The sequence below is a fragment of the Dechloromonas sp. HYN0024 genome, assembly GCF_003441615.1.
Taxonomy (GTDB): domain Bacteria; phylum Pseudomonadota; class Gammaproteobacteria; order Burkholderiales; family Rhodocyclaceae; genus Azonexus.
Map to the genome: position 1 here is coordinate 677,107 of NZ_CP031842.1, position 19,642 is coordinate 696,748.

Here is a 19,642-nt window from a genome sequence, read left to right on the forward strand (position 1 = left end):
AGGTTGATCTAGGTCAAAACGCTCAGCCTGAACTAGAATACCATCGCTTTCTATGTGTCCCCTTGGGTTCAGGGAGGTGGGCATTCCGTTTTTTTTTTACGAGAGGGTGGGTTCATGTCTGGAACGCAAACCACATATAACGATAAGGTCGTACGGCAATTCACCGTTATGACCGTCATCTGGGGCATTGTTGGCATGCTGGTCGGTGTCATCATTGCTGCGCAGCTGGTCTGGCCGGAGCTGAATATTGGCTTCCTGCATTTTGGCCGTCTGCGTCCGTTGCATACCAACGCGGTTATTTTTGCGTTTGGTGGCTGCGCCTTGTTCGCAACGTCTTACTGGTGCGTTCAGCGCACCTGCTGTACGCGTCTTTGGGGCGGTCCGCTGGTTCCCTTTACTTTCTGGGGCTGGCAAATCGTCATTCTTCTCGCTGCCATCACTTTGCCGCTGGGTATCACCTCCGGTAAGGAATATGCCGAGCTGGAGTGGCCGATCGATATCCTGATCACGCTGGTCTGGGTGTCTTACGCTCTGGTCTTCTTCGGTACCATCGCCAAGCGCAAGGTGTCGCATATTTATGTCGCCAACTGGTTCTTCGGCGCCATGATTCTGACCGTTGCCCTGCTGCATCTGGTGAACAGCGCCGCCATGCCGGTTTCGCTGACCAAGTCCTACTCGGCTTACGCTGGTGTCCAGGACGCGATGATCCAGTGGTGGTATGGTCACAACGCCGTGGGCTTCTTCCTGACTGCTGGCTTCCTTGGCATCATGTACTACTTCGTACCGAAGCAGGCTGGTCGTCCGGTGTATTCGTATCGCCTGTCGGTCGTCCACTTCTGGGCGCTGATCTTCACGTACATGTGGGCGGGCCCGCACCACCTGCACTACACCGCCCTGCCGGACTGGACCCAGTCTGTCGGTATGGTGTTCTCCCTGATTCTGCTGGCTCCGTCCTGGGGTGGCATGATCAACGGCATCATGACCCTGTCGGGTGCCTGGAATAAGCTGCGTGACGATCCTATCCTGAAGTTCCTGATCACCTCGCTGTCCTTCTACGGTATGTCCACGTTCGAAGGCCCGATGATGTCGATCAAGACCGTTAATGCCCTGTCGCATTACACGGACTGGACCGTCGGTCACGTGCACTCCGGTGCTCTCGGCTGGGTTGCCATGGTGTCGATCGGTGCCATGTACTACCTGATCCCGCGCCTCTTCGGCAAGACCGAAATGTATAGCACCAAGCTGGTCACGACCCACTTCTGGATCGCTACCATCGGCACCGTTCTTTACATCGCTTCGATGTGGATTGCCGGTGTGATGCAGGGCCTGATGTGGCGTGCGGTTAACGCTGACGGTACGCTGGCTTACAGTTTCGTCGAGTCGGTCAAGGGTTCCTACCCGTTCTGGGCGATCCGCTGGCTGGGTGGCGTTCTGTTCCTGTCGGGCATGCTCCTCATGGCATACAACATGTTCAAGACCATGGCTGGCGGCAAGACTGCTGATACCACGGTGAACGTTCCTGTCGCTCATCACGCCTGATTAGGGGGAGATAATAATGATCAAGCACGAGCATATTGAAAAAAGCGTTGGCCTGCTCATCGTCCTGACGCTGCTAACCGTGATTTGGGGCGGTCTGCTCGAAATCGTTCCGCTCTTCTTCCAAAAGTCGACCACGACCCCGGTTGAAGGTGTCAAACCTTACGAAGCCGTTCGTCTGGCCGGTCGTGACGTTTATATCCGCGAAGGCTGCTTCCTGTGCCACTCGCAGATGATTCGTCCGTTCCGTGCTGAAACCGAGCGTTATGGCCATTACTCCGTCGCTGGCGAGTATGTCTATGACCATCCGTTCCAGTGGGGTTCGAAGCGTACCGGTCCGGATCTGCATCGCGTCGGTGGCCGTTACTCTGACGAATGGCAGCGCGCTCACCTGATGAATCCTCGCGATGTGGTGCCCGAGTCCAACATGCCGGCATTTGCCTTCCTGGCAAGCAACAAGGCCAAGGACACCGTCGGTGCTGACATCGAGAAGAAGATGCAGATTATGCGCGTTTATGCGAACGCCCGCGGTATCCCCACCTATACGGAAGAGGAAATCAAGGGTGCCAAGGCTGCTATCGGTGAACAGACCGAAATGGATGTTCTGATTGCGTACCTGCAGGGCATGGGTACTGCATTGAAGAACGTCAAGTAATAGCCATGGACATCAACGATCTGCGTTCCATTGTGACGGTTGTCGGGTTGCTTTGCTTCCTGGCAATCATCGGATGGGCTTACAGCAAGAGCAGCCAGAAGGGCTTTGAGGAAGCTGCCAACTTGCCGTTCGCAGAACACGATGATCAGGGCGCGATGTCCGATACTTCGCGCCCTCGCTGAAAAAAGGAAAGCAAATGAGCGATTTCGTTAGCGAATTCTGGAACATGTACGTGATTGTGATTGTGGTGGGCAGTATTCTTGCCTGCGCAATCCTTCTCTTCATGCAGAGCAAGGCAACCTTCACGCCGGGCAAGACCATGGGTCATGTCTGGGATGAAACCCTTGAGGAATACAACAATCCGATGCCGCGTTGGTGGAGCTGGATGTTCATCATCACCATCATCTTTGGTTTTGTCTATCTGGCCCTGTATCCGGGTCTGGGTAACAACAAGGGCATGCTGGGCTGGACGTCTGGTGGTCAACACAAGGCTGAAGTTGAAAAGATGGATGCCACCGTCAAGCCGCTGTTCGACAAGTACATGGCCATGGATCTCCAGGCGGTTGCTGCCGACAAGCAGGCCATGGAAATGGGCAAGCGCCTGTTCCTGACCTACTGCATGCAGTGTCACGGTGCTGATGCCCGTGGTGCCAAGGGCTTCCCGAACCTGACCGACTCCGACTGGCAATTTGGTGGTGAGCCGGAACAGATCAAGGAAACCATTGCCAATGGTCGTATGGGCGTCATGCCGCCGCACGAGCAACTGGGTGCCGATTCGATCAAGGATCTGGCCAACTTCGTCCGCTCGCTGTCCGGTCTGCCGAACGATGCCGTCCGCGCTGCCAAGGGTAAGGAAACCTTCACCTCGGCTGGTTGTGTCGGTTGTCACGGCATGGATGCCCACGGTATGGCTGCTGTCGGTGCCCCCAACCTGACCGACAAGGTCTGGCTGTATGGTTCTTCTGAAGCGACCATCACCGAAACGATCACCAAGGGCCGTCAGAACAAGATGCCCGCCTGGAAGGACTTCCTCGGCGATGCCAAGGTTCACCTGCTGGCTGCGTACGTGATCAGCCTGGGCCAAGGCGCCAAGTAATTGGCTGAAACGGGGCGGCTTAGCCGCCCCGTTTTTCTTTTGTTTCTCAAAATACCGGTTTGTATCCAAATTGCGTTGATCAACGCGCCAGGTAATTTCCGCGCAGCGTGATTTCGATACAGATAAGATCATGACCGAATCCACCGATAACAACCCTCCTGCCAACTCCGCCGCAACGCCGGCTGAGGTGTCTTTTTACGAAAAGCACAAGAAGGTCTACATCCGCGACGTCAAGGGGTGGTGGAATAGCTGGCGCTGGGTCCTGGTCTGGGTCACGCAGATAGTTTTCTATTGTTCGCCGTGGCTGGAATGGAATGGCCGTCAAGCTGTCCTGCTGCATCTGGTTGAACGGAAGTTCTACCTGTTTGGCCTGGTCTTGTGGCCGCAGGACGTCTTTTACCTGGCCTTGCTGCTGATTATTTCGGCCTACGCCCTGTTCCTGTTTACTGCCATTGCCGGCCGCCTCTTCTGCGGCTACGCCTGCCCACAGACTGTATATACCGAAATATTCATGTGGGTCGAAAACCGCATCGAAGGTGATCGGTCGGCCCGCCTGAAGCTCGACAATGGACCGATGACGGCACGAAAATTCCGTCTCAAAGCCCTGAAGCATGCGATCTGGTTGGTGATCTCGTTGTGGACCGGGTTTACGCTGGTCGCCTATTTCACCCCGGTCAGCGAACTGCTCGCCGCACTGCCTTTTGACTTTTCCGGCTGGGAACTGTTCTGGACCTTCTTCTACGGGGGCTTCTGCTACATGCAGGCTGGCTTCCTGCGCGAGCAGGTCTGCAAGTACATGTGTCCCTATGCGCGCTTTCAGGGCGTCATGTTTGACCCTGATACCTTGATCATTACCTACGACCCCGAGCGTGGCGAACCGCGTGGTGCCCGCAAGAAGGCGGTCGATGCCAAGGCGGCGGGACAGGGCGACTGTGTCGACTGCGGTCTCTGTGTGGTGGTCTGCCCGACAGGCATCGATATCCGCAAGGGGCAGCAATACGAATGCATCGGTTGTGGTGCCTGTATTGATGTCTGTGACCCGGTCATGGACAAGGTTGGCCTGCCGCGCGGGCTTATCCGCTACACCACCGAGAATGCCCTGGAAAAGCACTTTTCGCCCAAGGAAGTGTTGGCCCATCTGGTTCGTCCGCGAATTATCCTTTACACCGTCATTCTCACGGCCATCACCGTCGCTGCTATCTGGTCGCTGGCCGTGCGCGTACCGCTCAAGGTTGATGTCATTCGCGACCGTTCCCTGTTGGCCCGCGAGGCTGACGACGGGCGCATCGAAAACGTCTACAACCTCAAGATCATGAATACGACCGAGGAACCCAAGCGTTATGCGCTGTCGGTCGAGGGTATGGAGGGCGTGGAAATCGTCGGGGATCGTATCGTCGAGGTTGCCAGCGCGGAAAATCATGAAGTGACAATCGTCGTTCGCGTCCCGCCCGAATCCGGCAAAAAGGGCGCGAACACCATTTATTTTGATATCAAGGCCCAGAACCACGAGAAGATTGCGGTTCACGAAAAGGCCTCCTTCCTGATGCCCTGACATGAGTAATGCAATGACCCTGAAGAACGACAATCAACCTTGGTACAAGGAGCGCTGGCCGTGGTTCCTGATGGCTGGTCCAGGGATCGTCATCGTCGCCGGTTTCATCACCTTGTGGCTGGCGGTCGCTAGTAACGATGGGCTGGTGACTGATGACTATTACAAGCAGGGATTGGCCGTTAACCAGAGCCTGCAGCGTGATCACCAGGCCGGTAGTCTTGGTTTGCATGGTGATGTCATGCGTTCCGGCGAAAATATGCGCCTGCTGTTGAGCGCCGATGGCGAGGTCAGTTTGCCATCGGAAATTACCCTCAAGCTGGTGCATCCGACGCGCGCCGGCCAGGATCAGATGGTCAAGATGACATTGGAAGGACAGGGCTTCTACAGCGGCAAGCTGTCTGCAGGAGTCTCGGGGCGTTGGCTTGTTTCGATTGAGGATCCTGCTGCTCAATGGCGGCTTCAAGGCGATTGGCAGGCTGATTCGGTGGAACCCCTGCGCCTGACGGCGAAGGCGGGAAAGTAGTTTATTTATCTGTTACTGGGAGGTGACTTATGGCTTGGGAACTTTTGTTTAATAGCGATTTTGGTCTGATGAGCTTTGCCGTCATCGTTGGCGTTCTGGTCATCGGTGCGGTGATGGGCAAGATGTACTCCAACAAGATGGACGAAGAGTCGCGCAACGCCGGTAAGTGAAGGCGCTTGATCGCGTCGCTCATTGAGCGTTGGCAGGTCATGAACCCCCGATCGGGAAACCGGTCGGGGGTTTGTTTTTTGGTGCGGAGTGGCGTAAAAATGACAAATGATTTTTCGCGCCATTTATATTTCGCTACTTTTGCATGCACTGATCCTGCTGCCGCAGTCTGATCAGGAAGGTCGATTTCGCCAGAATACCAGCGAGCTTCACGGGCCGGCCTCGCCGCAACTGTATGTTGTGGGCGGCAACGGCAGTATGCGGGCCAATATCTCGCAGCTGGCCAGGGGGGCAGTTGCAGCAAAAGGCGATGGTCGCCAGTCCGCTGCGCCCGATCCGAGAAAACGTCTGCGATCCCGGTTGTCCGGCGCACTGGTGCCGAATCCGGTCGAGGCGGGTGAGTCGGGGCAGCCTTCTTTCATGGCATCTGCGGAAGCGAAGGGGGTCGATACGCCGCCAGCGGCGGACATGCTCCGTCAATATCGTCTAAATATCGCGCGGAGCGCTCGCCAGCTTAATGTCTATCCCCGTCTTGCTAAGGGTGATGAACGGCAGGGCACAGTCGTTGTTGGCATCGTTTGGCCGGCGAGTCAGGGTCACGCGCGGATTGTTCTTGAAAGTTCCTCTGGCCATGAGGCACTGGACCATCAGGCGCTACAAATGATTGCTCAGGCGGCAAGTCAGGCGGTACTCCCGGATGGGCTACGCGGAAGAGCCCTGACGGTTTCGGTGCCGGTGGTGTATGGGCCAGGCGATTGATTCGCCTATAGCGGCGCAAGATCCGCTTCATGAAAGCCGAAGCTGCCCTTGGCCCGGTCTGCCAAGTAATAGTCGAGACAAAGGCTGACACTACGAAATGCCAGCTCGTCCCAGGGGATGTTCGCCGGATCAAACAGGCTGACTTCAAGGCTCTCTTCTCCGGCAGAAAAATGGGGGCTGTTCATGCGGCCACGATAAAACAGGTGGACCTGGTTGATATGGGCGATGCTGATCATGGCGAAAGGGGCATCCATCCGCATCGCCACGCCAGCTTCTTCGAGCGTCTCGCGGGCCGCTCCCTGCGCAGTGGTCTCGCCGTTTTCCATGAAGCCGGCCGGTAATGTCCAGTAGCCGAGACGGGGTTCGATGGCGCGCCGGCAGAGCAGGATTTGACCTTCCCATTCCGCGACGCAGCCAACCACCAGGCGCGGATTTTCATACTGGATGTGGCCGCAGGCCGGGCAGACGTATCTCGCCAGTGAGTCGCCGGGGGGCACGGCGAAAATCACATTGGCGGCGCAATGGTTGCAGTATTGAATCACGGAGAGTCGCATCGTGGAGTGATGCTGCGCAGTGTAACACCCGCCAATTCTGAATATTCAGACGTCGTCGCCCTCTCTTTCTTTGCACGCCGGCAATTCAAGTGGCTACAATAGCGGAAACCAATTAGCGGGCGGATCTAGGCCGGTTTCCGCGGGTGCGACAGGGGGCTTTGCATGTTTCTGATTGTTGGTTACGTCATCATTCTGGCTTCGGCGCTCGGAACCTATGCCATCCACGGCAGTCTCCTTGCGCTATGGGTGCCGACCGAGTACATCGCAATTGTGGGTCTGACGATTGGCTATTTCGTTGCCGCCAACGACATCAAGATCATCAAGGCGACGGTTGGTGCCATTCCGGGGATCTTCAAAGGGTCGAAATACAACAAGGCGTTTTATATAGATGCCCTGGCGATGCTTTTCGAGATTCTCGGCAAAGTCCGCAAAGAAGGCCTTATGTCGATCGAAGGGGATATCGAAAACCCCGAAGCCAGCCCGATTTTCAGCAAATATCCGAATCTGGTGCATGATCACCACGTCATGGAGTTCACCTGCGACTATCTGCGCATGATGGTCGGGGGCAATTTGAACACCGTTGAAATTGAAAGCTTGATGGATGTCGAGCTTGAGACCCATCACCACGAAGCGGCTGAACCGGGCCATGTGGTCGCCTCCGTCGGCGGCGCAGTGCCGGCCTTCGGTATCGTGGTCGCGGTGATGGGGGTGGTCAACGTGATGGGCTCGGTGGGTAGTCCGCCAGCCGTTCTCGGCAAGATGATCGGTGGCGCACTGGTCGGAACCTTCCTCGGTATTCTGATTTCTTACGGTTTCGTGGAGCCAGTCGCCAAGCTGCTTGAACAAAAGGCGGCAGAAGGCGGCACGATTTACAAGACCATCAAGATGGTCCTGCTCGCTTCGATGTCGGGCTATGCGCCACAAGTGGCCATCGAGTTTGGCCGGAAGACGCTGGGTTCTCATGAGCGCCCGACTTTCACCGAACTTGAAGAAGAGATGAAGGCGCGCAAGGGTAAATAGCATGTCGCCTGACATTGGATAAAACAAGATGAGCGACGATTCGACACGTCCCATAATCATCAAGCGCAAGAAGGTCGTGGCCGGTGGTGCCCACGGCGGCGCCTGGAAGATTGCCTACGCCGACTTCGTGACGGCGATGATGGCGTTCTTCCTGTTGATGTGGCTACTTGGGTCGACGGCACAGGGTGACTTGGCCGGGATTGCCGATCATTTCCAGAATCCGCTCAAGGTTGCCAGCCAGGGCGGCAGTGGCTCCGGCGATGCGACCAGTGTGCTCAAGGGGGGCGGCCAGGATCTGACGCGCCAGGCTGGCCAGGTCAAGCGCGGTGATATCGAGGCCAAGAAGTCGACTTCCTTTTCCAAGGAGGCCAATGCCGAATTCCGTCGCAAGGAACAGGAGCAACTCGAAAGCCTGAAGGCCGACATCGAAAAAATGATCGAGAAGAGTCCGCAACTCGCTCAGTTCAAAAAGCAGATGTTGCTCGACATTACTTCCGAAGGCTTGCGGATCCAGATCGTCGATGAACAGAATCGTCCGATGTTCGACTCAGCCAGCGCCGACCTCAAGCCCTACACGCGGGATATCCTGCGTCAGATCGGCAAGGCCCTGAATGGCGTCGGCAACCGGATCAGCCTGGCCGGACATACCGATGCGTCGCAGTTTTCGGGAGGCGACAGGGGGTATACGAACTGGGAGTTGTCGGCCAACCGGGCGAATGCTTCCCGGCGAGAATTGGTCATTGGCGGCATGGATGACGCCAAGATCATGCGGGTCGTCGGGCTTGGCGCAACTGTGCTTTTCGACAAAAATGATCCGCTCAATTCGGTCAACCGGCGAATCAGTATCGTGATCCTGAATCGCAAGACCGAGAATGCCATCCTGCAGGAAGAGGGGCCAGATTCCGAAGTTGGCGGTGAAGAGCTGCTTCCTGAGGGACTGAAGTTGCCGCTCGGCGGAAAGGGCACGTCTGGCTGAGTGAGGCGCGGTCCGGCGATCTGGTGGCTAAGCATGCCAGGTTTCGAAACAGGGGCGGGGCATGCGGCTTGGTCTGTCGTAAAGAAGCGAAGCGATTTTCGATGGAATGTTGGTGATGCAGTCGCCGAGTCATTTTCGAGTTGACCAGATTTCGCAAAAAATGAGTGTTGTTTCGCCAGAAGTGGACAATAATTCCCTTAATCAAACTGGCTTCACCAGCCTCGAGCTTGGATTGTTCTGATTTTTACGAGGAAACAATGGCAAAAACCATTCTAGCAGTTGACGATTCGGCCTCCATTCGCCAAATGGTCTCGTTTACCCTGAAGAGTGCCGGATATGATGTGGTTGAGGCGGTGGATGGGCAGGATGGTCTTGATAAAGCGAAAGCCAGAGCCATTCATCTGGTGCTGACCGACCAGAACATGCCGCGGATGGATGGGCTGACCCTGATCAAAAATCTTCGCGCCCTGCCGCAGTACGCATCCAGCCCCATCCTGATGCTGACGACCGAGTCTTCCGATGAGATGAAGTTGCAAGGCCGGGCGGCGGGAGCTACTGGCTGGCTGGTCAAGCCTTTTGACCCTCAAAAACTGATTGAAGTCGTACGCAAGGTGATCGGCTGAGTGAAGCCGGCAGACCCGCAATAGCGCGGGTCTTTTGCATTCAATTTTCGGTATCGTGAGGCTACGGAACCGAGATCAGGGGGTGGCATGGCTATCGACATGAGTCAGTTCTACCAGGTGTTCTTCGAGGAATCGGCAGAACATCTGGCAGCGATGGAGGGTTTGTTGCTGAATCTGGATATTGAAAATCCCGATTCGGAGCAGCTCAATGCCATTTTCCGGGCCGCCCACTCCATCAAGGGCAGTGCCGGAACCTTCGGGTTCACGGATCTCGCCGAAACGACGCACATCCTGGAAAACCTGCTCGACCGGATTCGCAAGCAGGAATTGCCCTTGCGACCTGACATGGTCGATGCTTTCCTGGAGTCCGGAGACCTCCTGCGCAACATGCTTGAGGCACATCAGGGGCGGGGCGAGGTTGATCCCCAGGCGATTGCTGCGATGTCTGCCCGTCTGCGGCAATTGTCGACGGGCGAAGTGGTCGTCGCCGCCCGGCCTGCAACTACCCCGCCACCCCAGGTCGTCGCCGCGGCCAGGCAAACTCCGCTGGTCAGGCGCTCGTTCGATATCCAGTTCGTGCCCACCGATGTGTCGGCAAGAGGTGACGGGGTGGCCAACCTGCTTGCCGAGCTGCGCACACTGGGGTCGTTGGAGATACTCAGTCAGCCGGCTTCAGAGCTGAATAATGTCGGTTACTGGCAACTGCGGTTGAAAACCGATGCGGCACAAGACCTGTTTTCTGATCAGATAGATTTCATCGCTGAAAATGGGGCCTGGCGTATTGTTGAAGAGACCCCCACCGACCATGACGAGGGGGCTTTTGGTCTTTTTGGCGGCGCGCCAGGGGCGCCGGAGGAAGACCCGGGCTATGGCTTTTTCGCCCCGCAAGACAGTGTGTCACCCGAGCCGGCGGCTAGCGATGACGAGGGTTTCGGCTTCTTTGAACCGGTGCCAGTAACCGCCGTCAAAGAGAGCGTTGGCGACGACGGCGAGGGTTACGGCTTTTTCGCGCCATTGCCTCCTCAAACTGCCGTAGCGCCCGCGGTGCCGGTGGCCGAGGAAGGCGAGGGTTTCGGCTTCTTTGCGCCGCCATCGCTAGTGGTTGAGGCGTCAGCCAACCCGGCTTTGTCGTCACCGCCGCCGGCCGGTGGGGAGCTGGCCGATAAGAAGATTGCCGAATTGTCCCCTCGGGCTGGCAAGCCTGTTGCGCCTGCCGCCGCGGCGGACTCGTCAATTCGCGTCAGTGTCGAGAAGGTCGATCAGTTGATCAATCTGGTGGGCGAATTGGTGATTACCCAGGCGATGCTCCTGCAGACGGTGAGCCAGATGCAGGAGAGTGCGCCGGAGCGACTCGTCAACGGATTGGGGCAATTGGAACGCAATACGCGCGATTTGCAGGAGTCGGTGATGTCCATCCGGATGCTGCCGATATCCTTTGTGTTCTCACGCTTCCCGCGGGTTGTGCGCGACCTGTCGGCCAAGCTCGGCAAGCAGGTCGAGCTGAAAACCACGGGGGAGACGACCGAACTCGACAAGGGGCTGATCGAGCGCATCGCAGATCCGCTGACCCACCTTATCCGGAACAGTCTCGATCACGGCATCGAGCTACCCGAAAAGCGCATCGCCGCGGGGAAGAGGGCGCTCGGTACAATTACCCTGAAGGCCTATCATCAGGGTGGCAATATCGTCATCGAAGTGGGCGACGATGGTGCCGGCCTGCCGCGTGACAAGATTTTGGCAAAGGCGCGTGAGCGCGGTCTGCCAGTCTCGGATCAGATGACCGACGGGGAGGTTTTCAACCTGATTTTTGAAGCTGGCTTTTCCACCGCCGAGCAGGTCACCGATGTGTCCGGGCGTGGTGTCGGCATGGATGTGGTACGGCGCAACATTCAATCGATGGGCGGTCGGGTCGAGATCGAGTCAATGCTCGGTATCGGTACCCGGATGACCGTCCGCCTGCCGCTGACGCTGGCGATTCTTGACGGAATGTCGGTGGCGGTCGGCGACCAGACCTATATCCTCCCGTTGTCCTATATTGTCGAGTCGATGCAGCCGGAAGCCGGGGCCATCAAGACACTATCCAATCAGGGGCGGGTCATGCAGGTACGCAGCGAATACCTGCCGGTTGTCGCCCTGCATGAGATTTTCAATATCCCGTCCGGGTGTATCGATTTTACCCAGGGCATCATGGTCGTCATCGATGCCGACGGAACCAAGGCAGCCCTGTTCGTTGATGCGCTGCTTGGCCAGCATCAGGTGGTAATCAAGAGTCTGGAAGCCAATTACCGCCGAGTGAACGGTATTTCCGGGGCGACTATCATGGGAGACGGACATGTCGCGCTGATTCTCGATGCATCAGTGATCGCCGGCATGGCCAGATCGAATATGCGGAAAGCCGGCTGATCGCCGAAACCAGGAGCAAGCTATGGAACCGAGAGTGCAGGCCGGTGCAATAACCGGCGAGGATGACCTGATCGCCAGCGAATACTTGACCTTCACCTTGGGCAGCGAAGAGTACGCCATCGATATCCTCAAGGTGCAGGAGATTCGTGGCTACGAGCCGCCGACCATGATTGCCAACACGCCACCCTTCATCAAGGGAGTCATCAATCTGCGTGGCATCATCGTTCCCATCATTGATCTACGCATCAAGTTCAATCTGGGGCGAGTCGAGTACACACCGTTTACCGTAGTCATCATCCTGAATGTCGCCGGGCGGGTCGTCGGCATCGTGGTCGATAGTGTTTCCGATGTCGTTTCGCTGGATGCATCGCAAATTCGTCCTGCCCCCGATTTCTCCGGCAGTTTTGACACCAAATACATCGTCGGTCTGGCTTCCATGGATGGGCGGATGATGATCGTCTCCGATATTGAGCGGCTGATGACCAGTGCTGACATGGAACTGATTGACGGAGCCGTTGCCTGAGCGACCGGGCTCGGCGCTGGCGAGCAAAGCCTGCCCAAAGGAATGGTGTGACCAATGACGACTAAGAAACTGGCCAACAAATTTATCGGTCTCGGACTGGTGGCGGCCATCGCCCTGGCTGTGCCCATTGTGCCGCTGGTCAAGGGATTCAACAGCCAGATCGCGATTGCCGAAAAGGAGCGCGTCGGTGTTGTCGTCCATGGCGAACTGCGCAAAATGTTGCAGGAGGTCCAGCGTCATCGTGGGGCTTCTACGGCCTTGTTGGCCGGCAAGCAAACATTCAAGGAGCGGGCCGATCGCGCCATGTCCGGTGCCGATGCCGCAATGGGTGGCGCCGATGTCGCCCTGGCGAACGCCGAGGCAAGTATCGGAAAGGCCCGGCAATGGGCCGAGTTCAAACGCGGCTGGCAGACGCTCAAAGGTGGCTACGCGACGCTCAGTCCGCAGGAAAATGCCAGGCAGCACACGGCCTTGATCGCCATCCTTCTGGATGTCATGGACAGTGTCGCCGAGCAGTCTGAGTTGGTCCTTGATCCCGAGGTGGTGACCTACTATGCGATGGATATGAACATTATCCAGTTGCCTCCCCTGACCGAACGGATGGGCCAGGCACGGGCTCTCGGTTCGCTGGTTCTGAGTGACAAGCTGCTTGATTCAAAACGGCGGGATTCGCTGATCGAAGGATTGGCCGAAGCCCAGATTCGGCAAAAATCTGTTCTCGCCGATAGCGAAAAAATTTATGCCGCCGATGAAAGCAACCGTGCCCGCTTGGCCGGTGCCGTTGCCCCGGCCATAGCTGGCATGGCGACCTTTATCGGGAATATCCAGAAGAATCTGCTCGATGCGGAAACCTTGTCCTATGATCCTGGCCGCTATTTCGATGAAGCCACGCAGAGCATTGATGCGTCTTTCCGGCTTTACGACGAGGGAACCCGGTTTCTTGATCAGGAGCTGATGCAGCGGATCGCCCGGATTGAGCGTGAACGCCTGCTTGTCCTGGTGCTTGTTTTCGCGCTTGTCGCGGTGGCTGCCATCGTGGCATTCGTCATGTTGCGCAGCGTTCATCGGTCGGTGGTCAGCGTGTCGAATGCCCTCGACAGGATCGCGGCCGGGGAACTCGATGTCCAGCTGCGGGCCGAGACCAACGATGAGATCGGCCAGATGGTGCATTGTCTTGAGGACATGCAAAGCCAGTTGCGCGGCCGGCTCGAGGCAGATCGCCTGGCTGCCAACGAAACCATGCGCCTCAAGGTGGCCCTGGACGTGACCTCCAACAGCGTCATGGTGGCTGATCCCGAGGGCACGATCATTTACTGCAATGCGGCGCTTCTTGGCATGATGCGCAATGCTGAAAATGACCTCCGGCAGGATTTGCCGAACTTTCGGGTAGATACCATGCTGGGGGCCAATTTTGATATCTACCATCGGCAACCCGCTCACCAGCGCAACTTGCTGGCTGGCCTCAAGGGAACCCATCGGGCCCGGTTGCAGATCGGCGGTCGCGACTTCACCCTGATTGCCTCCCCGGTCATCAATGCAGCGGGCGAGCGGCTCGGTACTGTCGTCGAATGGCAGGACCGCACGGACGAGGTGGCCATCGAACGCGAAGTTGCGACCATTATCGAAGCGGCGGCCAATGGGGATTTCAGTCAGCGCCTCGATAGCAGCGGTATGGACGGCTTCTTCCGGCAGGTATCCGAGGGGGTCAACAAGCTGTTGGCGGCCAGTACGGATGCCCTCGACGATGTTGGCGCCATGTTGGCGCGGATGGCCAAGGGCGATTTGACGCAAAAAATCGAAACGCCCTATCAGGGCATTCTCGGCCGGCTCAAGGACGACGCCAATGTGACGGTCGATAATCTGCAGGAAATGCTGTTGTCGATCAAGGATGCTACGGATTCGATCAATACGGCGGCGAAGGAAATTGCCTCGGGCAATCTGGAGCTGTCGCGGCGGACGGAGGAGCAGGCGAGCAGCCTGCAGGAAACGGCCTCGAGCATGGAGGAGCTAACCGGGACGGTGAAGCAGAATGCCGACAACTCGAGGCAGGCGAGCGAACTGGCGGGGAGCGCACAGCAGGTGGCGATCAAGGGCGGTGAGGTGGTCGGTCAGGTGGTGCAGACAATGACCGCCATCCACCAGTCGAGCAACCGGATTGCTGACATTATCGGGGTGATTGACGGGATCGCCTTCCAGACCAATATTCTGGCGCTCAATGCGGCAGTTGAAGCGGCACGGGCTGGCGAGCAGGGGCGTGGCTTTGCCGTGGTGGCGTCGGAAGTCCGCAATCTGGCCCAGCGCAGCGCGGCGGCGGCGAAGGAAATCAAGGGGCTGATCTCGGACTCGGTGGACAAGGTTGAGGCGGGCAGCAAGCTGGTCGATCAGGCGGGTCGGACGATGGACGAGGTGGTGTCGAGCATCCGGCGGGTGGCGGGTCTGATGGTCGGGATTTCGGATGCGAGCCGGGAGCAGAGTGCAGGCATCGAGCAAGTCAGCATTGCCGTCAGCCAGATGGATGAGGTGACGCAGCAGAATGCCGCCCTTGTCGAGCAGGCTGCCGCTGCAGCGGAAAGCCTCGAGGAGCAGGCCGGAAACCTTGCCTTGTCGGTTGCCGTTTTCAGATTGTCCGGGGGCGTGGTGGTTTCCGGTGAGCAGAACCTCCGGGGGCTCGACATTGATGGAGCGATATCCGCCCATCGGGGTTGGAAGCAGCACCTGACCGACTATGTGGCGGGGGGCGGGGCACAACTGGATCCGGTTATTGTCGGCCGCGATGACGTCTGTGCGCTGGGATGCTGGATTCATGGCGATGGCCGGGTACTCAATGGTCATCCCGGCTACGGCGATCTTAAAACCGAGCACGCCGGCTTTCACCGTTGTGCCGCAGAAATCATCCGCACTGCCAAGAGTGGCGATACCGACCGGGCGCGCCGCGAGATTGCCGGCGAATTTTCTGCGCGCTCCCAGCGGGTGATTGGTCTTTTGGAGAATTTGCGCAGTACAGATGATATTGCCATGTCCCGGCAGTTGACCGGGACACCTGGCAGAAAACAGCCCTCCGTATCGGTGCTGGCTTTGTCAGGGCCTACTGAGGATGAGTGGGAAGAGTTCTGATACACCTTTCTGACGGATTGAGACGATGCGAAATAACCAGCCGGTAACGGGTGCGGAAATCACACTGGACGATCATGCCCTGATTGTCTCGAAGACCGACCTGAAAGGTCAGATCACCTATATCAACCGGGAGTTCGTCGACATCAGCGGTTTTACCGAAGGCGAACTGATTGGTCAGCCGCATAACATCGTCCGCCATCCCGATATGCCGGCCGAGGTTTTTGTCGACATGTGGCGTGATCTGAAGGATGGCCGGCCGTGGACTGGTGTCGTCAAGAATCGCTGCAAGAACGGGGATCATTACTGGGTGGTGGCCAATGCCACGCCGTTGCGTGAAGGCGGCAAGGTGGTCGGCTACATGTCGGTGCGGCGCAAGGCAACGGCGTCGGAAATTTTGTCGGCCGAGGCCGCGTATCAGGCTATTCGCCAAAAGGGAGCCGGCGGGAAACAGGTGTTTCACGGTCGTGTCGTTACGGGCGGGCTGGTCGGGGCATTCAATCGCTGGGTTTCAAATGCCTCGTCGTCGAAGAAGATTGCCATCGGCGTCCTCTTGGGCTTCGGGATTATTCTGGGTGGGGCAACCCGCTTCCTTGGCGGACATATCGCGACGCTGCTCGATACGCAAGGGCGGGCCACGCTGAAAACGGAGGTCGGGCTGATTCGTTCAGCCGTCGAGACCAATCTGGCCGCCTTGCGCAAACAGGCCATTCAGTTGAACCGTGGTTTCGAGATGTCGTTTCCGGATGAAATTGTCCTCGACGGCACGGATGAAATGCCCGTATTGCGTCTGGGCAAAGGCGAGATTCTGAATGGCCGGTTTGAACGGGTTGATCACTTTACCGAGCAAACCGGCGCCGTCGCGACGCTGTTCGTCCGCAAGGGTGATGAATTCGTGCGGATATCCACCTCGGTCAAGAAAGAGAATGGCGAACGGGCTGTTGGTACGCTCCTCGCCAAGGATCATCCGGGCCTGCCGCTGTTGCTGTCCGGCAAGCCCTATGTCGGGCGGGCCACTCTTTTCGGCAAGGCCTTCTATACCAGCTATACGCCGATTCTTGCGAAGGGTGGCAAGGTCATCGGGGCAAGCTTTATCGGTCTCGATATCTCGACCGAACTTGAGACACTCAAGCAGCAGATTCGCACCTTGAAGATCGGGGACAGCGGTTACTACTATGTGGTCGATGCCAACCCCGGCAAGAGTTTCGGCAGTTTGATCGTGCATCCGGCGAAGGAGGGGAGCAATATCCTCGAGGCCAAGGATGCCGCTGGCCGCGAATTCATTCGCGAGATGCTCGAGCGTGGCAGCGGTGACCTGACCTATCCCTGGCGTGATGCAGAATCCGGCGACAAATCGACGCGGGACATACTGGCGGTTTTTGATACCCTGCCCGATGCCAAATGGCTGGTCGTCGGTGGCAGCTACGTGGACGAGTTGCGCGCCCTGTCCAGTCAGGTCTCCCGCTTTGTCATGATCGGCGGCTTGCTGCTGGCGCTCTTGCTGGCGGCCTTCCTGTACTGGCTGATTGGCCATCTGATCGTTCAGCCGTTGCGGGAAAAAGTCCTGCCGGCCTTTATCGACCTTGCCGAGGGGCGTTACGACACGCCGCTTGATGTCCGCTCCAACGATGAGGTCGGCCAGGTTATTCAGGGCCTGCAGTCGATGCAGATTCAACAAGGCTTCAACGTTGCCGAAGGCTTGCGCCTCGCCAATGAAAATCTACGGATTCGCATTGCGCTGGATTGCGTGTCGGCCAACCTGCGTATCGCCGATGACGACGGTCTGGTGATCTACGCCAACCGGGGCTTGCTGACCACCCTGCGTCAGATCGAAGGCGGGCTGCGCAAGCAACAGCCGGATTTCTCGGTTGACCGCTTTGTGGGCAGCAATATCGGTGCTTTTTACCCTGACCCGAAGGCAGCACTCAAGGCGCTGCGCGAGTTGCAGGGAGCGCGTCAGGCAGAACTCGACATTGGCGGTCGCATCTATAAAGTGATTACCAATCCGATCGTCAACGAACGCGGCCAGCGCCTCGGTACGGTCGGCGAGTGGGTCGACCGGACGGCGGAACTGAATGCCCAACGCTCGGTTGCCGCACTGGTTTCCCGCGCCTCTGCCGGGGATCTCGAGGCGCGTCTGGATACGTCGGTTCTTGAGGGGTTTTACAAGGAAATCGGTATCGGGATCAACAGCTTGCTCGAAACGAGCGGGATGGCTATCGGGGAGATCGGTACCTTGCTCTCGAGGATGGCTGATGGCGATCTCAATCAGAGCTTGAGCGGAGAGTATCAGGGTTCCTTTGCCCGCTTGTGTGATGATGCCAATCAAACGGTGAACAAGTTGCGTGAACTGGTCGGGGAAATCCAGTCGTCGGCGCATTCGATCAATACGGCGGCGAAGGAAATTGCCTCGGGCAATCTGGAGCTGTCGCGGCGGACGGAGGAGCAGGCGAGCAGCCTGCAGGAAACGGCCTCGAGCATGGAAGAGCTAACCGGGACGGTGAAGCAGAATGCCGACAACTCGAGGCAGGCGAGCGAACTGGCGGGGAGCGCACAGCAGGTGGCGATCAAGGGCGGTGAGGTGGTCGGTCAGGTGGTGCAGACAATGACCGCCATCCACCAGTCGAGCAACCGGATTGCTGACATTATCGGGGTTATTGACGGGATCGCCTTCCAGACCAATATCCTGGCGCTCAATGCGGCAGTTGAAGCGGCACGGGCTGGCGAGCAGGGGCGTGGCTTTGCCGTGGTGGCGTCGGAAGTCCGCAATCTGGCCCAGCGCAGCGCGGCGGCGGCGAAGGAAATCAAGGGGCTGATCTCGGACTCGGTGGACAAGGTTGAGGCGGGCAGCAAGCTGGTCGATCAGGCGGGTCGGACGATGGACGAGGTGGTGTCGAGCATCCGGCGGGTGGCGGGGCTGATGGTCGGGATTTCGGATGCGAGCCGGGAGCAGAGTGCAGGCATCGAGCATGTCAGTATTGCCGTCAGCCAGATGGATGAGGTGACGCAGCAGAATGCCGCCCTTGTCGAGCAGGCTGCCGCTGCAGCGGAAAGCCTCGAGGAGCAGGCCAGTAGCCTGGCCAAGGCGGTATCGGTTTTTCAGGTTGATGCGGGCAGTGATTTCCTCCTCGGTGGGCCGGGCAGCGATCAGTCGGCACCGCATGAGCAAGCCCGTGGGGCGGGCCGGGCGAAAAAGGCGGAAGCCTTGCCGCGTCGCCTTGATGACGAGTGGAAGGAGTTCTGATCTTGGCCGAGACAAAACCGATCAACCCCGTCGTGTCCGGGCTGCGAGCCCCGTTGTCTGCCGGATTGGCGGGGCGTGAATTTGCCTTTTCTCTGGCCGATTTTGAACGTGTCCGCCAGCTCATCTATCAGCATGCCGGAATATCCTTGTCACCGATCAAGCAGGACATGGTCTATTCCCGCTTGGCCCGACGTTTGAGGGCGACCGGGATGACTTCGTTTGCCGCCTATCTGGATGCGCTGGAGACCGATAAAGGCGATGAGTGGGAGCGCTTCGTCAATTCGCTAACGACCAATCTGACGTCCTTTTTCCGCGAGCCGCATCATTTTCCGATTTTTGCTGAACATCTTCGCCGGATCGGTAGCAAACGCCCCATACGCATCTGGTGTTCGGCGGCATCAACTGGCGAAGAACCCTATTCGATTGCCATGACGGTGGCAGAAACCTTCGGGGCCGATACTTCTCACGTCTCGATCATTGCCTCGGATCTGGATACGCATGTCCTGGCGACAGCCGAGAAGGGGGTTTATCCGCTGGAGAGGGTCGAAAAGCTGACCCCCGAACAATTGAGAAAATTCTTTCTGCGCGGCACCGGCGGACAGGAGGGCTTTGTCTCGGTCAGGCCGGAGCTCCGGCGGATGGTCTCATTTCTCAGGATCAATTTGCTCGATGCCAGCTATGCCGTCAAAGGGCCGCTCGATGTCATTTTTTGTCGAAATGTCATGATTTATTTCGACCGGCCGACCCAGTACAAGATCCTGTCGCGATTCGCCCCGATGATGCAGCCGGATGGCCTGATGTTTGCCGGCCACTCCGAAAGCTTCATGCATGCGGCCAACCTGTTCAAGTCTCAGGGCAAGACCGTCTATACCCTGGCCAGCGCCCCATAGCAGAGGAAA

At 57.9% G+C, this 19,642-nt stretch carries 17 protein-coding genes; 16 read left to right on the forward strand and 1 reads right to left on the reverse strand.

Annotation, left to right across the window (positions count from 1 at the left end):
- Positions 1-114: 114 nt before the first annotated feature.
- The 8 genes from ccoN (at position 115) to HYN24_RS03285 (ending at position 6,289) form a co-directional block, all read left to right on the forward strand.
- Complete coding sequence (gene ccoN, locus HYN24_RS03250; protein WP_117607938.1) at positions 115-1,539, forward strand: cytochrome-c oxidase, cbb3-type subunit I; 1,425 nt, start codon at positions 115-117, stop codon at positions 1,537-1,539.
- Positions 1,540-1,558: 19 nt separating this feature from the next.
- Positions 1,559-2,191 carry a cytochrome-c oxidase, cbb3-type subunit II gene (ccoO, locus tag HYN24_RS03255; protein ID WP_205421472.1) on the forward strand — a complete coding sequence of 211 codons (633 nt, stop codon included), beginning with the start codon at positions 1,559-1,561 and terminating at the stop codon, positions 2,189-2,191.
- Between the two features lie 5 nt (positions 2,192-2,196).
- On the forward strand, positions 2,197-2,373 hold the full coding sequence (locus tag HYN24_RS03260; RefSeq protein ID WP_117607940.1) for a cbb3-type cytochrome c oxidase subunit 3: 177 nt from the start codon (positions 2,197-2,199) through the stop codon (positions 2,371-2,373).
- Positions 2,374-2,387: 14 nt separating this feature from the next.
- Positions 2,388-3,287 (forward strand): cytochrome-c oxidase, cbb3-type subunit III, encoded by a 900-nt coding sequence (gene ccoP, locus HYN24_RS03265; protein WP_117607941.1) that lies wholly within the window; start codon positions 2,388-2,390, stop codon positions 3,285-3,287.
- Between the two features lie 130 nt (positions 3,288-3,417).
- Entirely contained in the window at positions 3,418-4,839 is a 1,422-nt protein-coding gene (gene ccoG / locus HYN24_RS03270; protein ID WP_117607942.1) for a cytochrome c oxidase accessory protein CcoG, read from the forward strand.
- Positions 4,840-4,852: 13 nt separating this feature from the next.
- Positions 4,853-5,362, forward strand: coding sequence for a FixH family protein (locus HYN24_RS03275; RefSeq protein ID WP_240327719.1), 510 nt, complete (start codon positions 4,853-4,855; stop codon positions 5,360-5,362).
- 29 nt (positions 5,363-5,391) lie between these two features.
- Entirely contained in the window at positions 5,392-5,532 is a 141-nt protein-coding gene (locus HYN24_RS03280; protein WP_117607944.1) for a DUF3149 domain-containing protein, read from the forward strand.
- Positions 5,533-5,638: 106 nt separating this feature from the next.
- Positions 5,639-6,289, forward strand: a complete 651-nt coding sequence (locus HYN24_RS03285; protein WP_117607945.1) for a TonB family protein — start codon at positions 5,639-5,641, stop codon at positions 6,287-6,289.
- A 5-nt stretch (positions 6,290-6,294) separates the two neighbouring features.
- Here HYN24_RS03285 and HYN24_RS03290 read toward each other — a convergent pair whose 3' ends face one another.
- Positions 6,295-6,828, reverse strand: a complete 534-nt coding sequence (locus tag HYN24_RS03290) for an NUDIX hydrolase (RefSeq protein ID WP_117610182.1) — start codon at positions 6,826-6,828, stop codon at positions 6,295-6,297.
- 177 nt (positions 6,829-7,005) lie between these two features.
- Between HYN24_RS03290 and motA the strand changes: the two genes are divergently transcribed.
- The 8 genes from motA to HYN24_RS03335 all read left to right on the forward strand — a co-directional run bounded on the left by motA (position 7,006) and on the right by HYN24_RS03335 (position 19,633).
- On the forward strand, positions 7,006-7,863 hold the full coding sequence (motA, locus tag HYN24_RS03295; protein WP_117607946.1) for a flagellar motor stator protein MotA: 858 nt from the start codon (positions 7,006-7,008) through the stop codon (positions 7,861-7,863).
- 28 nt (positions 7,864-7,891) lie between these two features.
- Entirely contained in the window at positions 7,892-8,839 is a 948-nt protein-coding gene (motB, locus tag HYN24_RS03300; protein WP_117607947.1) for a flagellar motor protein MotB, read from the forward strand.
- Between the two features lie 257 nt (positions 8,840-9,096).
- Positions 9,097-9,462, forward strand: a complete 366-nt coding sequence (locus tag HYN24_RS03305) for a response regulator (protein ID WP_117607948.1) — start codon at positions 9,097-9,099, stop codon at positions 9,460-9,462.
- 87 nt (positions 9,463-9,549) lie between these two features.
- Positions 9,550-11,865, forward strand: a complete 2,316-nt coding sequence (locus HYN24_RS03310; protein WP_117607949.1) for a chemotaxis protein CheW — start codon at positions 9,550-9,552, stop codon at positions 11,863-11,865.
- Positions 11,866-11,887: 22 nt separating this feature from the next.
- Complete coding sequence (locus tag HYN24_RS03315; RefSeq protein WP_117607950.1) at positions 11,888-12,388, forward strand: chemotaxis protein CheW; 501 nt, start codon at positions 11,888-11,890, stop codon at positions 12,386-12,388.
- A gap of 54 nt (positions 12,389-12,442) precedes the next feature.
- Entirely contained in the window at positions 12,443-15,502 is a 3,060-nt protein-coding gene (locus HYN24_RS16285) for a methyl-accepting chemotaxis protein (protein WP_162888580.1), read from the forward strand.
- Between the two features lie 25 nt (positions 15,503-15,527).
- On the forward strand, positions 15,528-18,743 hold the full coding sequence (locus HYN24_RS16330) for a Cache 3/Cache 2 fusion domain-containing protein (protein ID WP_162888581.1): 3,216 nt from the start codon (positions 15,528-15,530) through the stop codon (positions 18,741-18,743).
- A 20-nt stretch (positions 18,744-18,763) separates the two neighbouring features.
- On the forward strand, positions 18,764-19,633 hold the full coding sequence (locus HYN24_RS03335; RefSeq protein WP_117610184.1) for a CheR family methyltransferase: 870 nt from the start codon (positions 18,764-18,766) through the stop codon (positions 19,631-19,633).
- The last annotated feature ends 9 nt before the right edge of the window (positions 19,634-19,642 follow it).